General features: G+C 39.8%; 23 protein-coding genes. 15 read left to right on the top strand and 8 right to left on the bottom strand.

The genetic code is table 11. From position 1 onward, the window contains the following. Positions 1–430 precede the first annotated feature (430 nt). The 9 genes from ilvE to leuD all read left to right on the top strand — a co-directional run bounded on the left by ilvE (position 431) and on the right by leuD (position 11,426). Positions 431–1,342 (top strand): branched-chain-amino-acid transaminase, encoded by a 912-nt coding sequence (gene ilvE, locus FN924_RS07345; RefSeq protein ID WP_143893142.1) that lies wholly within the window; start codon positions 431–433, stop codon positions 1,340–1,342. Between the two features lie 14 nt (positions 1,343–1,356). Then, complete coding sequence (gene ilvD / locus FN924_RS07340) at positions 1,357–3,024, top strand: dihydroxy-acid dehydratase (RefSeq protein ID WP_143893140.1); 1,668 nt, start codon at positions 1,357–1,359, stop codon at positions 3,022–3,024. A 426-nt stretch (positions 3,025–3,450) separates the two neighbouring features. Next, entirely contained in the window at positions 3,451–5,163 is a 1,713-nt protein-coding gene (gene ilvB / locus FN924_RS07335) for an acetolactate synthase large subunit (protein ID WP_143897162.1), read from the top strand. After that, positions 5,160–5,681: an acetolactate synthase small subunit gene (gene ilvN, locus FN924_RS07330; protein ID WP_143893138.1), complete on the top strand. Its 522-nt coding sequence runs from the start codon at positions 5,160–5,162 to the stop codon at positions 5,679–5,681. The genes ilvB and ilvN overlap by 4 nt, the downstream gene beginning before the upstream one ends. Before the next feature lie 24 nt (positions 5,682–5,705). After that, the gene (gene ilvC / locus FN924_RS07325) at positions 5,706–6,740 is read left to right on the top strand and encodes a ketol-acid reductoisomerase (RefSeq protein ID WP_143893136.1); all 1,035 of its coding nucleotides are present in this window, start codon (positions 5,706–5,708) and stop codon (positions 6,738–6,740) included. Continuing rightward, a complete protein-coding gene (locus FN924_RS07320) occupies positions 6,727–8,271 on the top strand; it encodes a 2-isopropylmalate synthase (protein ID WP_143893133.1) in 1,545 nt (514 codons plus the stop codon). Before ilvC ends, FN924_RS07320 begins: the two co-directional genes overlap by 14 nt. Before the next feature lie 15 nt (positions 8,272–8,286). Further along, complete coding sequence (gene leuB / locus FN924_RS07315; RefSeq protein WP_143893131.1) at positions 8,287–9,381, top strand: 3-isopropylmalate dehydrogenase; 1,095 nt, start codon at positions 8,287–8,289, stop codon at positions 9,379–9,381. Positions 9,382–9,408: 27 nt separating this feature from the next. Further along, positions 9,409–10,827, top strand: coding sequence for a 3-isopropylmalate dehydratase large subunit (gene leuC / locus FN924_RS07310; protein WP_143893129.1), 1,419 nt, complete (start codon positions 9,409–9,411; stop codon positions 10,825–10,827). A gap of 14 nt (positions 10,828–10,841) precedes the next feature. Further along, positions 10,842–11,426 (top strand): 3-isopropylmalate dehydratase small subunit, encoded by a 585-nt coding sequence (leuD, locus tag FN924_RS07305; protein ID WP_143893127.1) that lies wholly within the window; start codon positions 10,842–10,844, stop codon positions 11,424–11,426. 101 nt (positions 11,427–11,527) lie between these two features. Here the strand turns inward: leuD and FN924_RS07300 are convergent, their stop codons facing one another. Next, positions 11,528–11,878, bottom strand: a complete 351-nt coding sequence (locus FN924_RS07300) for a hypothetical protein (protein ID WP_143893125.1) — start codon at positions 11,876–11,878, stop codon at positions 11,528–11,530. Between the two features lie 425 nt (positions 11,879–12,303). On the opposite strand from FN924_RS07300, the gene FN924_RS07295 reads away from it, so the two are divergent. The 4 genes from FN924_RS07295 (at position 12,304) to FN924_RS07280 (ending at position 16,694) form a co-directional block, all read left to right on the top strand. Then, on the top strand, positions 12,304–13,416 hold the full coding sequence (locus FN924_RS07295; protein WP_143893123.1) for an amino acid ABC transporter substrate-binding protein: 1,113 nt from the start codon (positions 12,304–12,306) through the stop codon (positions 13,414–13,416). A 107-nt stretch (positions 13,417–13,523) separates the two neighbouring features. Next, the gene (locus FN924_RS07290) at positions 13,524–14,702 is read left to right on the top strand and encodes an amino acid ABC transporter permease (RefSeq protein ID WP_143893121.1); all 1,179 of its coding nucleotides are present in this window, start codon (positions 13,524–13,526) and stop codon (positions 14,700–14,702) included. A 5-nt stretch (positions 14,703–14,707) separates the two neighbouring features. Beyond that, entirely contained in the window at positions 14,708–15,910 is a 1,203-nt protein-coding gene (locus FN924_RS07285; protein WP_143893120.1) for an amino acid ABC transporter permease, read from the top strand. A 13-nt stretch (positions 15,911–15,923) separates the two neighbouring features. Further along, a complete protein-coding gene (locus FN924_RS07280) occupies positions 15,924–16,694 on the top strand; it encodes an amino acid ABC transporter ATP-binding protein (RefSeq protein WP_143893117.1) in 771 nt (256 codons plus the stop codon). A 39-nt stretch (positions 16,695–16,733) separates the two neighbouring features. Here FN924_RS07280 and FN924_RS07275 read toward each other — a convergent pair whose 3' ends face one another. Further along, on the bottom strand, positions 16,734–17,858 hold the full coding sequence (locus FN924_RS07275) for a DEAD/DEAH box helicase (protein WP_143893115.1): 1,125 nt from the start codon (positions 17,856–17,858) through the stop codon (positions 16,734–16,736). Positions 17,859–18,098: 240 nt separating this feature from the next. On the opposite strand from FN924_RS07275, the gene FN924_RS18840 reads away from it, so the two are divergent. Next, complete coding sequence (locus tag FN924_RS18840; RefSeq protein ID WP_158633965.1) at positions 18,099–18,254, top strand: hypothetical protein; 156 nt, start codon at positions 18,099–18,101, stop codon at positions 18,252–18,254. 145 nt (positions 18,255–18,399) lie between these two features. Here the strand turns inward: FN924_RS18840 and FN924_RS07270 are convergent, their stop codons facing one another. From FN924_RS07270 to FN924_RS07245, 6 genes are all read right to left on the bottom strand, one after another. Then, positions 18,400–19,134: an alpha/beta fold hydrolase gene (locus FN924_RS07270; protein WP_228409619.1), complete on the bottom strand. Its 735-nt coding sequence runs from the start codon at positions 19,132–19,134 to the stop codon at positions 18,400–18,402. 218 nt (positions 19,135–19,352) lie between these two features. Beyond that, positions 19,353–19,460 carry a YjcZ family sporulation protein gene (locus tag FN924_RS07265; RefSeq protein ID WP_143893111.1) on the bottom strand — a complete coding sequence of 36 codons (108 nt, stop codon included), beginning with the start codon at positions 19,458–19,460 and terminating at the stop codon, positions 19,353–19,355. 36 nt (positions 19,461–19,496) lie between these two features. Further along, complete coding sequence (locus FN924_RS07260; protein WP_143893109.1) at positions 19,497–19,589, bottom strand: YjcZ family sporulation protein; 93 nt, start codon at positions 19,587–19,589, stop codon at positions 19,497–19,499. 79 nt (positions 19,590–19,668) lie between these two features. Next, positions 19,669–19,857, bottom strand: a complete 189-nt coding sequence (locus FN924_RS07255; protein ID WP_143893107.1) for a YjcZ family sporulation protein — start codon at positions 19,855–19,857, stop codon at positions 19,669–19,671. A 164-nt stretch (positions 19,858–20,021) separates the two neighbouring features. Then, a complete protein-coding gene (locus FN924_RS07250) occupies positions 20,022–20,135 on the bottom strand; it encodes a YjcZ family sporulation protein (protein WP_143893105.1) in 114 nt (37 codons plus the stop codon). A 102-nt stretch (positions 20,136–20,237) separates the two neighbouring features. Further along, complete coding sequence (locus tag FN924_RS07245; RefSeq protein WP_143893103.1) at positions 20,238–21,275, bottom strand: lactonase family protein; 1,038 nt, start codon at positions 21,273–21,275, stop codon at positions 20,238–20,240. Positions 21,276–21,406: 131 nt separating this feature from the next. Between FN924_RS07245 and FN924_RS07240 the strand changes: the two genes are divergently transcribed. Continuing rightward, positions 21,407–21,643, top strand: coding sequence for an aspartyl-phosphate phosphatase Spo0E family protein (locus FN924_RS07240; RefSeq protein WP_143893101.1), 237 nt, complete (start codon positions 21,407–21,409; stop codon positions 21,641–21,643). Positions 21,644–21,652 lie beyond the last annotated feature (9 nt).

The raw sequence follows: 21,652 nt of genomic DNA, 5'->3' as shown, positions 1-21,652 counted from the left end.
ATTTCTACACATCGTACACCCCATATGGACAATTGTAAACGCATAATCAAAACCACTCTTTTGTACGGAGTGGTTTTTGGTATTATTTTAGATTGTAATCAAGAAAATAGGCACAAATTTTACCTTGTAAGCAAACCTTTATACGCAAATAGTGTAAGCGCTTACTAGTTATCTGATTTATCACAACTATCTGAAAATTTTCACTAAACCTGTTGACCTTCACAAAAAATGGTTGTATGATTGTCGTCAACCAAAATATTTATTTATCAATATAGCAGAAATAACTGAGTTACAGTATATGTGTTTTTCGTAGGGATGCGTTAGTCCATTGTAAGATAATCTAACAGATTTTTTTACATTCTGTATCCAGATCGTTAGTTTTCTCTATTGATAAAAGATTGAAAATTCCGACAGAGAGGAGTGGTTGAGCATGGATAAACAATGGATATTTTTAGGTGATACCTTCGTGAAAAAAGAAGACGCAGTTGTCTCGGTATATGATCATGGTTTCTTATACGGGGATGGAGTATTTGAAGGAATCCGAGTTTACAGCGGTAACATCTTTAAGCTCCACGAACACCTAAAGCGTTTATACGAGTCAGCTCAATCCATTATGTTGAACGTCCCATACACCGAGGAGGAGATGGAGCGAATTATCGTGGATACTATTCGAAGAAATCAACTAGAAAACGCATATATTCGTGTCGTCGTATCTCGTGGGCCTGGAAATTTAGGACTTGATCCAAGACATTGCTCTCAACCGCGTGTCATCGTTATCGCGGAAGCACTCGCTCTTTATCCGAAAGAATTATATGAAAAAGGACTAAGAATCGCTTCAGTTGCTAGCAGAAGAAATCGACCTGATGTTTTAAGTCCACAAGTAAAGTCCTTAAATTATTTAAACAATATTTTAGTGAAATTAGAAGCAAACCAAGCTGGAGTAGATGAAGCCTTGATGCTAAATGATCAAGGATATGTTACAGAGGGTTCTGCTGATAATATTTTCATTATTAAAAACGAAACCATTTATACCCCTCCGGTTTATCTCGGAGCGCTGGAAGGGATTACGCGTAATGCCATTATTGATCTAGCTCGCGAGAAAAATTATGAAGTAAAAGAGGCTCCATTTACTCGACACGATGTATATGTAGCAGATGAAGTGTTTTTAACTGGTACTGCTGTAGAAGTAATCGCCGTTATTGAAGTAGATGGACGTCCAATAAAGGATGGAAAACCTGGATCAATTACAAATAACCTTTTAAAAGAGTTTAGAAGAGTAGTAACAACGGATGGCGTTGATTGTTATCCATCCGAAAATCAGAATAAAGCTGTAGTTAGTTAAGGAGGTCTTACACCGTGCGTAGCGACATGATAAAGAAAGGGATTGATCGAGCTCCCCACCGCAGTTTATTACATGCCACTGGGGTAAAGACGAGCGATCTAGGGAAGCCATTTATCGGAGTGTGTAACTCCTATGTGGATATTATTCCTGGGCACCGACACTTAAACAAATTCGCAGAAGTAGTAAAGGATGCTATTCGCGAAGCTGGTGGAATACCATTTGAATTTAACACAATTGGCGTTGATGACGGAATTGCAATGGGTCATATCGGGATGAGATACTCCCTCCCAAGTCGCGAAATCATTGCAGACAGTGCAGAAACAGTTATTAATGCGCACTGGTTTGATGGGGTCTTTTTCATCCCTAACTGTGACAAGATTACTCCAGGGATGCTTATGGCTTCTGCAAGAACCAACGTACCTTCTGTTTTCGTATCCGGTGGTCCGATGGAAGCGGGAATGTCCCCTACCGGACAGCCACTATCCCTCGTTTCTATGTTCGAAGGGGTTGGTGCGGTTCACTCAGGTAACATGTCAGAAGCAGAGTTGACGGAACTAGAAACTCTCGCCTGCCCTACATGTGGATCTTGCTCGGGGATGTTTACCGCAAACTCGATGAACTCCCTTATGGAAATGCTAGGAATGACAGTTCCAGGTAATGGTACGATTCTAGCAACTTCAGATGAACGTCATGAACTAATCTATCAAGCTGCCAAACATTTAATCCATTTGGTAGAAAAAGATATAAAACCTAGAGATATCATTACAAAGGATACCATTGATGACGCATTTGCTTTAGATATGGCCATGGGCGGATCTACGAACACGGTATTGCACACGTTAGCCATAGCCCATGAAGCAGGGGTTGAATATGACTTAAAACGAGTCAATGAAATTGCCGAAAAAGTTCCTTATTTATCAAAGATAAGTCCTGCTTCCGATTACTCCATGCATGACGTGCATTTGGCAGGTGGAGTAAGTGCCATTATTAAAGAGCTATGTAAAATTGACGGTCTACTTCATAAAGATCGTATCACTGTCACAGGAAAGTCCCTATACGAAAATGTGAAAGACGCAAAAATCTTAAATGACAATGTAATTCGCACATTAGATAACCCATACAGTTCTGTTGGAGGTTTATCTATTCTTCATGGAAATCTAGCTCCAGATGGTAGTGTCATCAAGGTTGGTGCGGTTGACCCCACCATCCAAACATTTAAAGGGGAAGCGATTGTTTTCGAATCACAAGAAGAAGCACAAGCAGGTATTGATGATGGCACCGTCAAGGCTGGTCATGTAGTGGTCATTCGTTATGAAGGTCCTAAAGGTGGACCAGGAATGCCAGAAATGCTTGCCCCTACTTCCTCCATCGCTGGGAGAGGACTTGGAAAAGAAGTTGCATTAATTACCGATGGAAGATTTTCAGGTGCAACACGCGGCATTTCGATTGGGCATATTTCTCCAGAAGCGGCAGAAGGTGGACCAATCGCGTACGTACAAAATGGAGATCAAATCGTGATTGACCTCCCAGCCAGATCCATCGAGCTTTTAGTGGATGAGAAGACTCTTGAGCAAAGACGGGCTACATGGAAGAAACCAGAACCGAAAATCAAATCTGGTTATCTTGCAAAATATTCAAAGCTTGTTACTTCTGCTAATACAGGAGGAGTAATGAAAATATAAACGGTTTGGGAGCTTTAAAAAAAGAGCCATATGAACAAAGCGAAGACGGGAACAAAGGAATAAGATCCTGTATTCACAGAGAGCCGGGGTTGCTGGAAGCCCGGAAATACACCTTATTCTGACATCGTCCCTGAGTGTTGAGCCGAACGGAGTGTTCCAATTAGGCCCAACCAGGTGTCCATTTCTATGCACCTGTTATCAAAAGGAGCTAACTTAGCTCCATAAGGCAGTTTTCCGCAAGGATACTGTGAACAAAGGGTGGTACCGTGAAAAGCAAAGACCTTTTCTCCCCGATTTTTCTGTCATTGCGCAGGTATATTGGGTGGAAGGGTCTTTTTTTAGGTCTTCCCCGATTAAACAGGATAAAAATGATGAAATAAAACATACAAACTTACCAATTAGGAGGGATTAAAAGTGAAAGTTGAAATGAAACCGGGCATTCATACCGGTGTGTCACCGAAAAACGGTGCAGATTTGCTTGTAGAGGCATTGGTGAATGAAGGAGTCGAGATTGTTTTTGGTTATCCTGGTGGAGCAGTATTACCAATATATGATGCTATATACCGAGCAAACAATGCCTTTACACACATTTTAGGACGACATGAACAAGGAACCATACACGCAGCAGAAGGCTATGCTAGAGTCTCTGGTAAACCAGGGGTCGTCTTTGCTACTTCTGGCCCAGGGGCAACGAACCTTATTACTGGAATCGCAGATGCCATGATGGACTCTCTCCCTCTCGTTGTCTTTACAGGGCAAGTTGCTACAGGAGTTATCGGAACAGATGCATTTCAAGAAGCAGATGTAATGGGAATCACTACCCCAATCACGAAGCATAACTACCAAGTTCAATCCATTAGTGATCTACCAAGAATCGTTCGGGAAGCATTCCATATAGCAACTACAGGAAGACCAGGGCCTGTAGTCGTTGATATTCCTAAAGATATCTCTGCAAAAGTATCGGAGGAACTTGAATTTGATACCACGTTTGATTTACCCGGTTATCAACCAACTTTGAAGCCAAATCCGTTACAAATTAAAAAACTAGCGGACTCTCTAGCAAGATCGAAGAAACCACTACTATTAGCAGGAGCTGGTGTACTACACGGTAAAGCTTCCGATTTTTTACTAGAGTTCGTTGAAAAATTCGAATTACCAGTAACCACTACCCTTCTCGGGCTAGGAAGTTTTCCAGGCTCACACGAAAACCATTTAGGTATGGCTGGTATGCATGGAACATTCACTTCTAACATGGCCCTTTATGAATGTGATTTGCTAATTAATATTGGAGCAAGATTTGATGATCGGTTAACCGGTAATTTACAGCATTTCGCACCAAACGCAACCGTGGCTCATATTGATATTGATCCTGCAGAAATTGGAAAGAACGTTACGACACACATACCAATTGTTGCAGATTCCAAAGAGGCATTGAAACAACTATTAAATCTGGCTTCTGAGCGTCCTAACCATAGAGATTGGTGGGAATCTTTACACCGTTATCAAAGTGAATACCCGTTGTGGTATAACAACCCCGAAGAAAAAATGATAGCGCAGTGGGTGTTAGAAACCGTTCATACCGTAACAGAGGGGAAAGCAATTGTCACAACCGACGTAGGACAGCACCAAATGTGGGCTGCCCAATATTACACACTGGAGAAGCCAAATCGTTGGGTAACATCAGGAGGACTTGGAACAATGGGCTTCGGCTTCCCTTCTGCTATTGGTGCACAACTTGCCATGCCTAACGACTTAGTAATAGCTGTTGTCGGTGATGGGGGTTTTCAAATGACCTTACAAGAATTATCCATCCTCCAGGAACGAAATTTGCCTGTAAAAGTGATTATCGTCAATAATCAAGCTTTAGGTATGGTTCGTCAATGGCAAGAAAAGTTTCATGGTGAGCGTTATTCCGAGTCAATTTTTTCGATTCAACCCGATTTTGTAAAGCTCGCAGAAAGTTATTCCATTCGGGGTGTAAAAATCGAAAGACAGATAGACTTTGAAAAACAACTGCCCGAATTAATCACCTATGATGGACCTGTTGTTATAGACTGTCGTGTTCTTCAACAAGAAAATGTCTATCCAATGATTGCTCCAGGAAAAGGATTACATGAAATGATTGGGGTGAAACCATGAAACGAATCATAACAGCGACGGTACAAAACCGAAGTGGTGTTTTAAATCGAGTTACTGGTTTACTTCAACGAAGACAATTCAACATTGAAAGTATTTCTGTAGGTCAGACTGAAACACCAGGCATCTCCAAAATGACCTTTGTCGTGGACGTGGAAGATAACCAAAAACTTGAGCAATTGACCAAACAATTAAATAAGCAAATTGATGTGTTAAAGGTTTCAGATATTACAGATAAAGCGATCGTAGCTCGGGAGCTTGCACTCATTAAAGTAGTTAGCAGTAGCCAGCTCCGTAATGAAATCCAAGGTATCATTGAACCTTTCCGAGCATCCATTATTGATGTCAGCAAGGATAGCTTATCCGTTCAAGTCACCGGTAAACCGGAAAAAATTGAAGCATTAATTGAACTTCTCCGACCTTATGGGATTAAAGAGTTGGCCCGAACTGGCTTAACCGCTTTTCTACGTGGTCAACAACCACAAGTAACGGAGTTCACACCATATTCTCTATTAAAATAACAATTTGAAAGGATGGAATGAAAAATGACAAAAGTACTTTATAACAACAATATCAATGAAGAGGTATTACAATCGAAAAGGGTTGCAATTATCGGTTACGGATCTCAAGGCCATGCACACGCCTTAAACCTAAAGGAAAGCGGGTTTGATGTAGTTGTAGGATTAAGAAAAGGAAAGTCATGGGATAAAGCAGTCGAAGATGGTGTAGAAGTGAAAACAGTTGCGGAAGCTACGGCTGAAGCAGATGTTGTAATGGTACTGCTACCTGATGAATACCAACCCAAAATTTATGAAGAGAGTATCAAGCCAAACTTAAAACCAGGTAATGCTTTAGCCTTTGCCCATGGTTTCAATATTCACTTTAGTCAAATCGTACCACCTGAAGATGTTGACGTATTTCTTGTAGCTCCGAAGGGTCCAGGACACTTGGTAAGAAGAACGTATCAAGAGGGCGCTGGTGTTCCAGCATTATATGGGATCTATCAGGATGCAACTGGTACTGCCACAGAGGTCGCATTAGCCTACGCCAAAGGGATTGGTGCTGGACGCGCTGGAATCCTGCAAACATCTTTCCAAGAGGAAACAGAAACAGATTTATTCGGTGAGCAAGCTGTACTTTGCGGCGGGGTTACTAGTCTAGTAAAAGCTGGGTTTGAAACCTTAACAGAAGCTGGATATCAACCTGAAGTTGCCTACTTTGAATGTTTACACGAGCTAAAACTAATTGTTGACCTTATGTATGAAGGTGGATTAGCCGGAATGCGCTATTCCATTTCAGATACCGCTCAATGGGGCGATTTCGTTTCCGGTCCTAGAGTCGTAAATGAAGATACAAAAGCTAGAATGAAAGAAGTACTTACCGATATTCAAACAGGAGCATTTGCTAAAGGATGGATTTTAGAAAACCAAGCTAATCGTCCTCAGTTTAATGCAATTAACGCAAAAGAAAATGAACATTTAATTGAAAAAGTTGGCCAAGAGCTTCGTGAGTTAATGCCGTTTGTAAAGAAACCAGTAAACTCTAAGAAGAAAGAAGTGGTCACAAGTGACTCGAATTAATATTTTTGATACGACGCTAAGAGATGGGGAACAATCTCCCGGAGTTAATCTTAATCAGTTAGAAAAAATCGAGATTGCTAAACAGCTCGAACGCTTTGGAGTAGATATTATGGAGGCGGGCTTCCCCGCTTCCTCCAAAGGAGACTTTGAAGCAGTTCGAAAAATTGCGCAATCCATTAAAAACTCTTCTGTTACAGGGCTTGCCCGTGCCATAAAATCGGATATTGACATAGCATGGGATGCATTAAAAGATGCTGAAGAACCGAGATTGCATGTATTTATTGCCACCTCCCCTATTCATATGACGTATAAGTTGAAAAAGACGCCAGATGAAGTAATTAAGACAGCTGTCGAAACCGTTAAATATGCACGGCAACGCTTCCCAAAGGTTCAATGGTCTGCAGAAGACGCTTCTCGTTCGGATTATGACTTTCTAGTGCGAATTATTGAAGAAGTGATTGATGCCGGTGCTTCTGTTGTAAACCTACCCGATACAGTTGGATACACAACTCCTGAAGAGTATGGAAAATTGTTCCGTTATGTGAAAGAAAACGTACGTAACATTGATCAAGCTTCTTTATCCGCTCACTGTCACGATGATTTAGGGATGGCAGTAGCAAATTCACTTGCCGCTGCGGAAAATGGGGCTACTCAGATTGAAGGGACCATTAATGGAATTGGAGAACGTGCTGGAAACGCCGCATTGGAGGAGTTTGCAGTTGCTCTTAACATTCGCCACGATAAATACCCTTTTCACACAAATCTAGTTTTAAAAGAAATTAAGCGTACGAGTGACCTTGTTAGTAGATTCACCGGAATGATGGTTCCGGCTAATAAGGCAGTAGTGGGCCGAAACGCATTTGCTCATGAATCTGGAATCCACCAAGATGGTGTTCTAAAAAATGCTTCAACCTATGAAATCATTACACCAGAGCTAGTTGGTATAACCTCAAACAATTTGGTGCTTGGGAAACACTCGGGCCGTCATGCTTTTAAAGATAAAATTAAGAGCCTTGGCTATGAACTTACGGAAGAGAAGCTTCAAGATGCCTTTCAAGCCTTTAAGCTATTAACCGATCATAAAAAAGAAGTCACAGATGATGACTTGTTCACGATATTAACGGATATTCAAACTGATGTAAAAAATGTTAAAAAATATAAACTAGAAGCATTCCAAGTTCAATATGGATCTTCTAACCTCCCTACCGCTACCGTAGCTCTCCATACACCTGAAGAAACTAGGGTAGAGACAGCAGGAACTGGAAATGGATCGGTTGAAGCTCTATATAACACCATCGAATCGCTTGTTAAAGAAGAAATACACCTAACGGATTACAACTTAAATTCGGTTGGAAAAGGACGAGATGCACTTGCAGAAGTTCACGTCAAAATGACGGTAAATGACGTATCTGTTAGCGGACGTGGTTCAGCTCAGGACGTCTTAGAAGCATCTGCTCAAGCCTTTCTAAACGCGATTAATCGCTATTTTTACAACATACAAACTACAACTAAAGAAGCTGCACCATTATAGAAAGAGGTGAATACCGTGCACAAAAAAATTGTGTTATTGCCAGGTGATGGGATTGGTTCAGAAGTTATTCATTCAGCAAAAGATGTACTAAATGCTATTGCGAAAGAGTTTAATCATTCTTTTGAATTCGAAACACATTTGATCGGTGGAGCTGCCGTCGACACAGTTGGAACTCCCCTTCCTGACACTACAGTGAAAGCATGTCAAGAAGCAGATGCTATTTTATTAGGTGCAGTCGGTGGTCCAAAATGGGATCAGTTCCCATCAGATCTTCGCCCCGAGAAAGGATTACTTGGAATTCGTAAAGCCTTAGACTTATTTGCTAACTTGAGACCAATTAAAGGATTTCCTACTCTTCTTCATGCATCACCTTTGAAGGAAGAGGTAGTTACAGGAAGTGATTTACTCATCGTACGCGAGCTTACTGGTGGTCTTTACTTTGGTACACCTAGTGAACGTCGGGATAACAATCAATCCGTAGTAGATACACTCTCTTATACCCGTAAAGAGATAGAAAGAATCATAGAAAAAGCCTTTCAAAGCGCTCAACTTCGACGAGGACATTTAACTTCGGTCGATAAAGCGAATGTATTAGAATCTAGTAAACTATGGCGAGAAATAGTGGAAGAAACGAAAGCTAATTACCCAGATGTTAAAGTGGAACATCTTCTAGTAGATGCAGCAGCCATGAAGCTAATCACCAATCCTACCTCCTTTGATGTCCTTGTAACGGAAAATATGTTTGGAGATATTTTAAGCGATGAAGCCTCTGTCTTAACAGGGTCGTTAGGCATGCTCCCTTCTGCCAGTATTAGAGAAGATGGGGTTGGGCTTTACGAACCCGTTCACGGCTCAGCACCTGACATTGCAGGTCAAGGAATTGCCAATCCTTTAGCTATGGTTTTATCAAGCGCCCTTATGCTACGTCATTCATTCGGATTGAATAAAGAAGCTAATCGGATCGAAGAAGCAGTTGAGCATGTGTTAGAAAGAGGCTATCATACGCGTGATTTACACATTTTAAATGGAATGGTTGTTGGTACGAGTGAAATGACAAAGCTTGTTGTTGAATTTATTCACTCGCTTTCTGAATCTGAAATCACACCGTAAGAGGATAATTGGTAAAGGAGTGAGACTATGAACAAACCAAAAACGGTAATAGAAAAAATATGGGAAAAACATGTTGTCCATCGTGAAGAAGGAAAGCCAGACCTTTTATATATCGACCTTCATTTGGTGCACGAAGTGACGTCACCGCAAGCATTTGAAGGATTACGTATGAACGGGAGAAAAGTAAGACGCCCGGATCGAACATTTGCAACCATGGATCATAATGTTCCAACCATCCACCGAAATGTGATAAACGACGCCATTTCCAAGAAACAAATGGATACGTTACAAGAAAATTGTGAGGAATTTGGTGTAACACTTGCTGATATTCACCATCCCGATCAAGGAATTGTACACGTAATAGGACCTGAATTGGGGCTAACTCAACCCGGGAAAACGATCGTATGCGGAGATAGTCATACGTCCACTCACGGAGCATTCGGCGCCCTCGCATTTGGGATAGGTACAAGTGAGGTAGAGCATGTACTAGCCACACAAACATTGTGGCAGGCTCCTCCGAAAACCTTGAACGTAAAAGTCAATGGACAACTGGGTACCGGAGTTACTGCCAAGGATTTAATACTAGCAATTATCGCGAAGTTTGGAGTGAAGTTTGGTACTGGTTATGTTGTTGAATATACCGGAGAAGCTATTCGCTCTCTTCCAATGGAAGGTAGAATGACAATTTGTAATATGTCCATTGAAGCTGGTGCTAGAGCTGGGTTAATTAGCCCAGACCAGACAACAGTAGATTTTCTAAAAGGGCGTAGACATGTACCAAAAGGAGAAGCGTTTGATCTTGCTGCAGCTGAGTGGTTAGCTCTTGCTACAGATGATGGGGCATCTTATGATGCAACCGTAGAGATTGACGCAGAAAAGGTGGAACCACAAGTAACTTGGGGAACCAATCCTAGTATGTGCGTGCCGATAAGTGCAAATGTACCGGATCCAGCTCAAGCTCCAAACGAAAATAGCCGAAATGACATGATTCGAGCTCTAAACTATATGGGACTAGAACCAAACCAACCAATGGAATCTATTAAGATACAGCACGTATTTATCGGTTCCTGTACCAATTCAAGAGTTGCAGACCTTCGAAAAGCTGCGGAAATCTTAAAAGGTAAAAAGATATACCCTGGGATAAAAGCAATCGTTGTGCCAGGGTCATTCACAGTGAAAATGCAAGCTGAGCAAGAAGGATTAGATGTTATTTTTAAAGAAGCTGGTTTTGAATGGCGAGATTCCGGATGTAGTGCATGCCTTGGTATGAATGAAGATGTTATTCCTCCTGGAGAACGTTGTGCTTCCACTTCGAACCGTAATTTTGAAGGAAGACAAGGAAACCGAGCTCGAACTCATCTAGTTAGTCCAGAGATGGCTGCAGCTGCAGCTATTGAAGGACACTTTGTTGACGTTCGAAAATTAAATCAATATATCAACGCCTAGGAAGGAGAATTCTATTGGAACCTATTCGTAAGCATAACGGACTTGTGTACCCGATAAATCGAGCTAACATTGACACAGACCAAATTATTCCGAAACAATTTTTAAAACGAATTGAGCGACAAGGGTTTGGACAATTTTTATTTTTCAACTGGCGTTTCCATGATGATGGAACACTAAGAGAGGATTTTTCCATGAATCAACCTGAATATCGAGATGCCTCCATCCTCGTTGCAGGTGAAAACTTCGGTTGTGGATCCTCCCGTGAACATGCTCCATGGGCCTTACAAGATTACGGCTTTAAAGTCATTATTGCTCCAAGTTTTGCTGATATCTTCTATAACAACTGTATGAAAAACGGGATTTTAGCAATCCAATTAGATGAGGATACCGTACAAACACTTATTCATAACGCAGAGTCAACCTCTTATGAATTAACAGTAGACTTAGAACAGCAAATCATCGTGGATACAGAAGGTACAACGGTACAGTTTGATATTCCTTCTTATCACAAGCAAATGTTATTGAACGGTTGGGATGAAATCGCTGTGACCTTGACCCATGAATCGAAAATTGAAGCGTACGAATTGCAACATGACTAGAAAAAAGCTCTTTGGCTAACCAAAGAGCTTTTTTCTATAGGAATGGCAAGAGGGGTTGCATGATCCGGTCTAGTTGAAAACGATATTTGATCTTCCTATCCTTAATCGTGTTTTTCACTATGTGTCGTTTCTAAATGATAAGTATTAGACTTTGTGTGATGATGAATTGGACAATACCAAACAACCGTTTCCATCACATGATGCACCTCACAGTCCCTTTTACTGCGAATGAAATTATGTAAAACTGAAAATTGGTGAGAGTGAGAGAAAAGTTTTTCTTTATTCACACTCATTTTTTGCCACATATGTGGAGTTGCCGGCTCTCCAATTGTTGCAGCTCGAGCTATATTCTTCGCTTCTTTGTCCTCATGAGAAATCGCTGGGACTGCGTTTACATTACTTATTTGGATACTGAAACACAATATTACAATCAACCAAAACCTTGTTTTCAAACTTCCACCCTCCTATTGTAGTCTTTTTTATTTTTCTGCTTTGAGAATTTTTTATACATATTATTTTGAAACCTTCCAAATCTGTCATTCGTCTATATAGTAGAGGAAGCTTTTGTGAGCTATGTTGACCTCCCCCCATAACATAGATATAAGCACCTCTATTCGAAGACAAACAAGAACCCCGCTTTAATGCGAGGCTCTTGTTATGGTCTTTTTTTTGTGCTTTTTCTCTCTTATTTACAATTTATCGCCTTCCACTCTGTTGTTAATTTTCTAAATTTTCAAAAATATAACTTGAAATGTTAGTAAAGTTACCATTATAATAAAAAATGATAATAATCTATTCATTTTTACATTAATAACTAACATTTTGTGTTAAGTTCTATGCCATTTATATAGAACAAAAATTTTAAGGGGGAATTTTTTTGAAAAAAAAGAAGCTGTTTGCACCGAACTTTCTATTAGGTCTATTCATAATCTTCGGTTTATTGCTTGTAGGGTGTCAATCTGAGGATACAGGATCTGATCCATCAGAAACGCCAGAGGAAGGTTCTTCTGAAGGAGAAAAAGCATCCGGAGCAGAATCCGGTTCAACGCTAGCCACTGTCAAAGAAAGAGGAAAAATAATCCTCGGAGGAAACGATCAGTTACCGGGATTCGGCTATGTGAACGAAGATGGTGATTATGAAGGCTTTGATATCGATTTCGGAAAAGCTATTGCTGCGGCAGTATTTGATGATCCCAATGCTTTAGAAGTAAGGCCTCTTTCAGCCGATGAACGTTTTACAGCGCTTCAAACTGGGGAGGTTGATGTGTTAATTCGTAACACAACATGGACGACTAGTCGTGACACAGATTTAGGAACAAACTTTGCCCCGACTACGTTTTATGATGGGCAAGGCATTATGGTTCGAAAAGAAAGTGGGATTGAAACTGTAAAGGATTTAGCTGGTGCTCGAATTGGTGTAGAAACTGGTACAACAACTGAGTTAAACCTTGCAGATCAATTTAGAAAACTTGGAATTGAATATGAACAAGTTGTTTTTGATGATAGTGATGCTCTTGTAGCTGCTTACGAGGAAGGTAGTGTGGATGCTTGGACTACAGATAAATCTGGGCTTGTTTCACGTCAAGCTACTTTATCTGATCCAGACGCTCACATCATCTTAGATGAAACACTTTCCAAAGAACCACTTGGCCCTGCAGTCAGACATGGGGATGATCAATGGTTTGATATCGTGAAATGGGTTACCTATGCGACGATGGAAGCCGAAGAATTAGGTATCACTTCGGAAAATGTGGATGACTTTTTAGAAAGTGAAAATCCAGTTGTTCGTCGATTACTTGGTCAAGAAGGCGATTTAGGATCGATGCTTGGACTTTCAAACGATTTTGCTTACCGTGTTATCAAGCATGTTGGAAACTATGAAGAGATCTATAATCGTCATCTCGGTCCTGATACACCATTTAAATTAGAAAGAGGGGCAAATAGTCTTTGGACAGAAGGTGGTCTACTCTACTCTACTCCATTCCGTTAATGTGTTCTAAAAGATAAATAAAAAGGGCCTGCTACACCTGTTTAGTTCAGGACGGGTCCTTTCCTTTTTATAACCTTATATCCTTACTATTTAGAGAGGTGAGAAGTTTGCCAAAACGTCCAGCATCCGATGTCTCTACACCTTTTTGGAGAGATAATCGGGTTATTCCTATTATTTTTCAGATTCTATTCGTAATCGTAGTTGTATCGGTCATTGGTTATTTTATAAATAATGCTCTCATCGCCCTCGATCAACTTGGCATTCCGCTTGGATTTGAATTTTTAACCAATACAGCTTCGTTTAATATCGGGGAATCATTAATCGAGTATCAAGCTACAGACACTTATTTACGCGCTGTTTTAGTAGGCTTATTGAATACTGTTAGAGTTTCTTTAATTGGAATTATTTTCGCAACCATTATAGGGTTTATTGTCGGGATTGCACGTCTCTCAAGCAACTGGCTCGTACAAAAGCTAGCTAGTATTTACATCGAGATTTTCCGAAACACCCCACTACTCGTTCAAATTTTCATCTGGTACTTTGCTGTTTTCTTAGCTCTTCCTCAGGTAAAAGAAGCCATACATCTTGGTCCCTTCCACATCAGCAATCGAGGAATAACCATGCCTTGGTTCGTAGCCAATGATGCTAGTAGGTCATGGTTGATTACCATTCTCATAGCAATCGTACTTTCCATCGTTTTATGGAAAGTAGTATTAAAGTCTCAAGTCATGAGTGGAAAAAGAAAGTTTCCATCGTTATGGGCAATTGGTGGCTTGCTTGTTCCAATTCTATTACTATTCCTTGTCACACATCAAGGTCCAGCAAATCTTGAATATCCTGCTATGGGTAATTTTGGTTATACAGGTGGATACAATTTATCTGCTAATTTTTTGGCGATTTTCTTAGGACTTACCATTTATACAGCGACCTACATCGCAGAAATCGTTCGTGGGGGAATCTTATCTGTGTCTAAAGGCCAGTTAGAAGCATCCAATGCATTGGGATTAAAACAATCCACAACCATGAGATTAGTTGTATTACCTCAAGCCATTCGAATCATTATCCCTCCCCTCACCAGTCAGTACTTAAATTTAACGAAAAACTCTAGCTTGGCAATTGCTGCAGGCTTCCCAGATCTCGTTGCAGTAGCAGAAACGATCAACAATCAGACCGGAAGAGCCATTCAGTCCGTTGTCATTATGATTATCGTATATTTAGTGCTTAGCATTCTAACTTCCATCTTTATGAACATTTTTAATAAGAAAACTCAGATTGTAGAGAGGTGAATTACATGCATTCTAAAATAGAAACCAATACGGAGATTACAACCAGTGAACCGCCTAAATCTACGATCGGTGTTTTGGGATGGATGAAACAAAATCTTTTTAATAACTGGTACAATTCTATCTTAACCGTTTTATCCGTATTGGTACTTTATTATGTTTTAAATGGGACTTTGACTTGGGTTTTCACAGATGCACAATGGTCCATCATATCGGATAACTTTCGATTATTTATGGTTGGACAATTTCCAGTCGAGCATATGTGGCGGATATGGATTGGATTAGTATTTCTATCCTTCCAATTTGGGTTATCTGCAGGGATATGGAAAGGAACAAACTTACACCTTTCTGCAGTACTAATTGCTATTTATTTGATTCACATACTAGTAGACTTCACATCTAGTCATGCCAAAATGTGGTTAGGCATCAATATAGTAATGGTCCTCGTAGGTTTCCTTATTGGTCCAATGCTCCCAAAGAAAAAAAGCATCGCAGTTACTGGTTGGGCAATTGCGTTCCCACTAACTATTTTTCTAGTAGGTGGATTCGGGGTACTCCCTTCCGTTGCCACGAACCTTTGGGGAGGATTACTACTCACTATATTGATTTCCGTTGTTGCCATTGTTTTTGCATTTCCGATTGGTATCTTGCTTGCACTAGGTCGTTCTAGTAAGCTGCCTATCATTAAGTATTTTTGTATCCTCTTTATTGAAGTAGTACGAGGAATCCCATTAATTACTGTTTTATTTATGGCCCAACTCCTACTCCCGTTATTTTTGCCACCTGGTACGGAGATAAATAACGTACTTCGTGTCATGATTGCTTGTACGTTATTCACTTCCGCTTATATGGCGGAGAATGTAAGAGGTGGATTACAATCAATCCCAAAAGGACAATTTGAAGCTGCAAAAGCGATGGGACTTAATCCTGTCCAAACGATGACGTTCATTATTATGCCACAAGCACTACGAGCTGTTATTCCCGCCATCGTTGGTCAGAGTATATCGATGTTTAAGGATACATCTCTTGTAGCCATTGTAGGTTTAACAGACATTCTCGGAATAGCACAGACTGTAAAATCTAATCCCGATTATTTAGGAAGAATTATGGAGGCTTATTTGTTCGTTGCCGTTACTTATTGGATTATTGCCTACTCGATGTCATATGCGAGCAGGCGTCTTGAAAAAAATCTAGGTGTTGGAGAGCGATGAAGGAGGATATGAAATGGAACAAACAGAAACGAAAGTTCATGTAGAACCTACAAATGAGGACATTATTGTTTGTAGCCAAATTAACAAATGGTTCGGTTCCCATCACGTCTTAAAGGACGTAAATTTAACCGTAAAAAAAGGAGAAGTGTTAGTCATCTTAGGTCCATCTGGCTCTGGAAAATCAACCTTTATTCGAACCATTAATGGACTTGAAAATATTCAAGAGGGGCAAATTACCATTGATGGAATAAGTCTATCCCACGATATCAAAGATATTGAGGCCATTCGAAAGGAAACGGGAATGGTATTTCAACAATTCAACCTCTTTCCTCATATGACCATCTTAAAAAATATTACACTAGCCCCAATCTGGGTAAGAAAAAAACCAAAAGCTGAAGCTGAAAAAAATGCATATGAGTTGTTAGAACGAGTGGGAATTCCTGAACAAGCGAACAAATATCCAGGGCAGTTATCCGGAGGGCAACAACAGCGTGTTGCCATTGCACGCGCACTTGCCATGCAGCCAGAAATTATGCTGTTTGATGAACCAACCTCTGCTTTAGATCCAGAGATGATTAAAGAAGTATTAGATGTTATGAAGGAACTTGCTAGGTCAGGTATGACTATGCTATGTGTAACCCATGAAATGGGGTTTGCGAGAGAAGTCGCCGATAGAATTGTCCTGTTCGATGATGGCGAAATTATTGAAACAGGCACTCCAGAGGAATTATTTGATCATCCGAAGCATGAACGAACGAAGTTATTTTTATCGCAAATTTTGTAGGGGAAAAATCACCGCTTCTAGACAGCAGCGGTGATTCTGTTATTTTGCATCGGTTATTTGACCTTTTATCAGCCTTTTTCTTGTTAATTCGAAATTGCGATTCTTTGCAAATCGATGTAAGATACGCGCCTCTTCTTCTGTAACAACGGAAATGACAGTACCTGACTCAGAGCCCAATCTTCCTACTCTCCCCGCACGATGCGCGTAATGTAAAGCATCTTCTGGAAGCTCCACTTGTACAATGTGGGTCAATCCCTTCACATCTAATCCCCTAGCTGCAACATCTGTAGCTAGTATAAGGGGCAGCTTTCCTGTACGAAAGTCTTTCATCGTTTGCGCGCGTTGCTGTTTTTTTATATCGCGATGTAGAACGCCTACTTCTACTCCGTTAAATTGTAATTTCTCCGCATACATATCAAGCTGGGAAATGTTTCGAAAAAAAGCTAATCCCCTGATATCTAAATGGTGAATTAATTTTTTTAACAGATTTATTTTCTCTCGCTGTTCACAAACAAAATACATATGTTCCACAGATGGCCGCTCTACTTCCCCCTCTTCCACTTTTATCACGTTAGGAGCTTGAACGAATTGACTAGCAGCTTCCAACGTTGCAGTTGGAAGTGTAGCAGAGAAAATAAGTAGTTGACGTGCATCATCTGTGTTACTAATAATTTTCTCAATAGACGGGATGTGTTCAGGTATAAGAAGCTGATCCCCTTCATCTAACACAACTGTACTAATATCCTTCATTTTTAATTTCTTTTGATTGATTAACTCTAGTACACGGCCAGGAGTACCTACTACAATTTGTGGCTTCTTTTTTAGCTTCTCAATTTGCCGTTTAATATTAGCTCCACCTATTAATGCCGTGCTATGTAATTCCGTTCCTTGCACCCACTTTGTGATTTCCTGTTGAATTTGCATGACTAATTCTTGTGATGACGCTAACACGATCGCTTGAGCATTTTTTATACTTGGATCGAGTTTATTTAGTATAGGTAACAAATACGCTAATGTTTTTCCGCTTCCTGTTGGAGATTCTCCAATGACATCTTTGCCTTGTTCTATTAATGGGATCGTCTTATTTTGAATAGCTGTCGGTTCAGAAAAGCCTTCTCTTTCCCAGCCAGTTTGAATAAAAGGTTTCATACGTGTTAAGTCCATAACTATTTCCTCTCTATACTAAGTTCAATACTATCTTGTGAAAGAGTGCTTGATATATACGACTTCCTCTTTTGTAACAGATAGAGACTTTCCAATTTCATAGGGAAAGTCTATTCATTCATTTTACTTGATATTAGTAAAAAAAGAAATTACGGAAGGATAACATAGTTCTAGCCTCAATTGTAAAAGAGTTATCATACCAGAAAAGGAACAAACGATAGACAAAAGGGGAAAGAGTTCATGGGTTGGTTTCGGTCTGTCTTCCCAGATGATGAATGGCAACTTGATGATGTTATTGAACAAGGTCATAAGCTCGTCGTACGATATACTGGATACATGACTTACAAGGGGGTGCATCAACATCCCATCAACCGACCAAAGAGTAAAAGAAACTAGGATGATAATTTTTTTACTTTGAGAACAGGAAAGTAACAGAGCTTTGGTGTGAAGATAGTGACGCCGCCATTCTTTATGAATTAGGTACACTAGAGACAAACATGCATGATGTAAATTAAAAGGCCATCCTTTATGGATTGGCCTTTTAATTATTTGCAAAAAAAGTCCTCAACTCTTCATTGATTTTTTGAAGATTTTCTTCTGAAGGGAAATGTCCCATTTCATATGTACTATTCTGCAGATTAGATATAATTTCTGTTGCGGCTGGCTTCACTATTAAGTCCGGGAAGAAGACATCCTCTGTTCCAGTTATAACTACAGTCGGGGAAGTGTAGTTTACCAGCTCACTCCTTTCAGTTAGCTTCGGCATTTCCTGCTCCAATTTAACATATTTAAATATATCACCAATTATTTGCCTATTTATTTGTTTCATAGTTCCTTTAGACATATGATCGGTCAAATTCTCCAATGCTTTGGATGAGGAAAACCATCTATAACGAAACATTGGGATCAGGATTTTTTTAATCATATCCCTTTTAGATCCTAGTCTAATTCCAGCAGGTGCCACAAGGGCAGCACTTATTATTTTTTCAGGCGTATAAGTTGCCAGACGAAGGATGATCCCTGCGCCATAAGATGGTCCGACAAATCGGGCTTTTTCAATCTGATAATGTTGCAAAAGATCTTCAATCCATAATGCAAAGCTATTATCTACTGCTGATATTCGTTTCTCTTCACTAAAGCCAGGATGTCCCACCGTATCTGGTGCATAAATTCGATAAGTTTGTGCAAGTGTATGAAACCAAGATAATGTGATTGGGTTAACGCAATTTCCACCCTGTAAAACAAAAATAGGTTCACTACTTTTCGGGCCAGCCAATAATACGTGTGTATTTCCGAAGCGAGTAGGTATGTACTCTCTCTCTACCTTAAATGGCAGTAAGTCTAAGTAGTTTTCATAATGAGTTTGAATTCGTTTTCTCCCATAATCAGATTTATATATACTATGGACCATATAAAAAAATGGAGTGAATTGGAATAATTTTTTTAATTTGAAAGAGAAGAGGATTTCCTCTTCTCTTATCTAATTTCTATTCTTTAGTATTCTCCACCGATTGGATAGCTGTTTCCAACGATAACTAACAGAACAAAAATGATTACTAGCAAGATAAACCCATTGTTAAATCCACCTACATAGTGTCCCATTTTCTTCCACCACCTCTCCTCTCGGAATTAGGAACATTAATAACCGTAGCTATAACCTACAATTACAAGAAGCACGAAAAGTACTACTAAAAGAATGAAGCTATCGTTCTCATAAACACCTGCGCTCATTCCATTCACTCCTTTCATACTCTTATCCTATGACACATATCTAGATTGGAAAGGGCATTTGCCCTATTGTTTAGCATTATTATCGTCTATCTTTAGGCAAGGTGACTGCACCAACTATTACCAGTAACACAAATAACACCATGATAATAACAAAAGATGATCTGAATCCCATCGTTTCATTCAAATAACGGTTATCTTTATCCCTATACTGAACATGTCGGTAACCATACGGATCGTACACATAGCGATAGGCTGGCAACCTTCTCAAAGCCAACACCCCCTTGGCAGTAGAGTATGTTATATGAAAGAAATATGTATCCACCTGTGTCCACAAAAAAGCCTGTGAATACAAACATCACAGGCTTTTCAGTCCGTTCAAAAGGTGCTCGCTGAGCTACAGGTCTGGCGTAGTAGAATGGTCAAATACGAAGACTAGCTATAGTAGCCTCCTCCAGTCGGATAGTTATTTCCGACAATGACAAGTAATACGAATAAAACAACTAACAAAATAAAGCTATTGTTGTTTCCAAAAAATCCTCCACTCATCGTTTCACCCCCCTCCTTACTTCTATCTTATGGTGAAAGATAAAATAAGGACGGGCTAACACATGAGAGATAGGAAAAATCCACGATTGTTCTACTTTACAATTAGAACATCACACATATTGGTTCTGGAGCAGCAATTGGCCCCTGTTTTAAACTTAGCTTTCCAGTATGTTTATCACGAGAGAATAAGACTATAGAATCTGTTTCTTGATTGGCAGCGACAAGATATTGTCCTGTTGGATCAAGGTTGAAATCTCTTGGCCATTCCCCTCCTGTCGATACCCATTCCACAAACTCTAGCGTTCCATCCTTCTCATTCACTCGGTACACTACGATACTGTCATGTCCCCTATTCGCAGCATACACAAATTTTCCATCTTCAGATATACGGATTGCACTACATTGATTGTTATCGCTAAATTCTTTTGGAATTGTTGGTACACGTTGAACTTGCACAAATTCTCCATTCTCGGGATTAAACTGTAAAGTTAGAACCTCAGAACTTAGCTCCGTTACGACATATGCTAAATTTTCATTCGGGTGAAACACAAGATGACGTGGTCCACTTCCAGGGTCAAGATCTAAAGCCGTCACTTGCTGTAATGTATCGTTATGTATTTTGTATGTAATTATTTGATCTATTCCGAGATCCACTACAACTATGAAGCGTTGATCTGGTGTAAAATCTGCAAAATGAACATGTGGACCTTCTTGCCGTTCTTTATTAGGTCCTGCCCCCTCATGACGTTTAACATCAACGAAATTAATTTTCTCAGTTTCCTGATCCAGTTTGTATAGCTCAACCGCTCCTTCATGATAATTAGAGACCACTACATAATCATTTGAATTGTCGATACTCACATGACAGCTTGAGATTTCTGAATAGGTCGTGGAGCTAATAGGTAGAAAACCATTATTAGAAGTTCGAAAGACTGCCACCCCACCATAACCGTCTTGCTTCATGACCGATAATAAGTAGGATTTGTCTTTGCTTAAAGTAACATACGTCGGTCTGTCTAATTCTGTTTCAAGTTTTATATTATGAATGTTACCAGCGTTTACATCCAACTCAAATGAATAGATTCCTTCACTTTTTCGTTTTGTATAAGTCCCTATGTATCCTTTTATTTTTTCGCCCATAAATGATTCCTCCACCTTTTTCTTATAGGATACCAGATTTTCACACAAAAAGTGGACGATTCCCTTGATTTTCCCAGTAAATCATTATAAAATGAATTGCGAACAAATGTTCTTGATAGGAGCTGAAAAAATTGAAATATCGTTCCCAATCCCCTGTATTGACATACCCTGACGTTTCGTATTCTTCCATGCTTTGTTTAGAAGATGGACAACAATTAGAAAAGGCTATTGAAGAACTCCGTAATAAGATGTACAAGTATATTTCCAAAGGTGCCAGTAAAAAAGAAATCCTTCAAATATCCCAGCAATTAGATGAAAAATTGAATGAACTTGATGAGTTAAAAAGAAAAGGGAAAGGGAAAGCCTAGTTTTGGCTT

The sequence above is a fragment of the Radiobacillus deserti genome (genome assembly GCF_007301515.1).
Classification (GTDB): domain Bacteria; phylum Bacillota; class Bacilli; order Bacillales; family Amphibacillaceae; genus Radiobacillus; species Radiobacillus deserti.
This window is presented reverse-complemented; position numbering and strand designations above follow the sequence as displayed.

What these genes read in the sequence shown, in the direction of transcription:
- ilvE (WP_143893142.1), top strand. Translation starts at nt 431, where the DNA reads ATGGATAAACAATGGATATTTTTAGGTGATACCTTCGTGAAAAAAGAA.
- ilvB (WP_143897162.1), top strand. Translation starts at nt 3,451, where the DNA reads ATGAAACCGGGCATTCATACCGGTGTGTCACCGAAAAACGGTGCAGAT.
- ilvN (WP_143893138.1), top strand. Translation starts at nt 5,160, where the DNA reads ATGAAACGAATCATAACAGCGACGGTACAAAACCGAAGTGGTGTTTTA.
- ilvC (WP_143893136.1), top strand. Translation starts at nt 5,706, where the DNA reads ATGACAAAAGTACTTTATAACAACAATATCAATGAAGAGGTATTACAA.
- leuC (WP_143893129.1), top strand. Translation starts at nt 9,409, where the DNA reads ATGAACAAACCAAAAACGGTAATAGAAAAAATATGGGAAAAACATGTT.
- FN924_RS07285 (WP_143893120.1), top strand. Translation starts at nt 14,708, where the DNA reads ATGCATTCTAAAATAGAAACCAATACGGAGATTACAACCAGTGAACCG.
- FN924_RS07280 (WP_143893117.1), top strand. Translation starts at nt 15,924, where the DNA reads ATGGAACAAACAGAAACGAAAGTTCATGTAGAACCTACAAATGAGGAC.
- FN924_RS07275 (WP_143893115.1), bottom strand. Translation starts at nt 17,858, where the DNA reads ATGGACTTAACACGTATGAAACCTTTTATTCAAACTGGCTGGGAAAGA.
- FN924_RS18840 (WP_158633965.1), top strand. Translation starts at nt 18,099, where the DNA reads ATGGGTTGGTTTCGGTCTGTCTTCCCAGATGATGAATGGCAACTTGAT.
- FN924_RS07265 (WP_143893111.1), bottom strand. Translation starts at nt 19,460, where the DNA reads ATGGGACACTATGTAGGTGGATTTAACAATGGGTTTATCTTGCTAGTA.
- FN924_RS07260 (WP_143893109.1), bottom strand. Translation starts at nt 19,589, where the DNA reads ATGAGCGCAGGTGTTTATGAGAACGATAGCTTCATTCTTTTAGTAGTA.
- FN924_RS07250 (WP_143893105.1), bottom strand. Translation starts at nt 20,135, where the DNA reads ATGAGTGGAGGATTTTTTGGAAACAACAATAGCTTTATTTTGTTAGTT.
- FN924_RS07245 (WP_143893103.1), bottom strand. Translation starts at nt 21,275, where the DNA reads ATGGGCGAAAAAATAAAAGGATACATAGGGACTTATACAAAACGAAAA.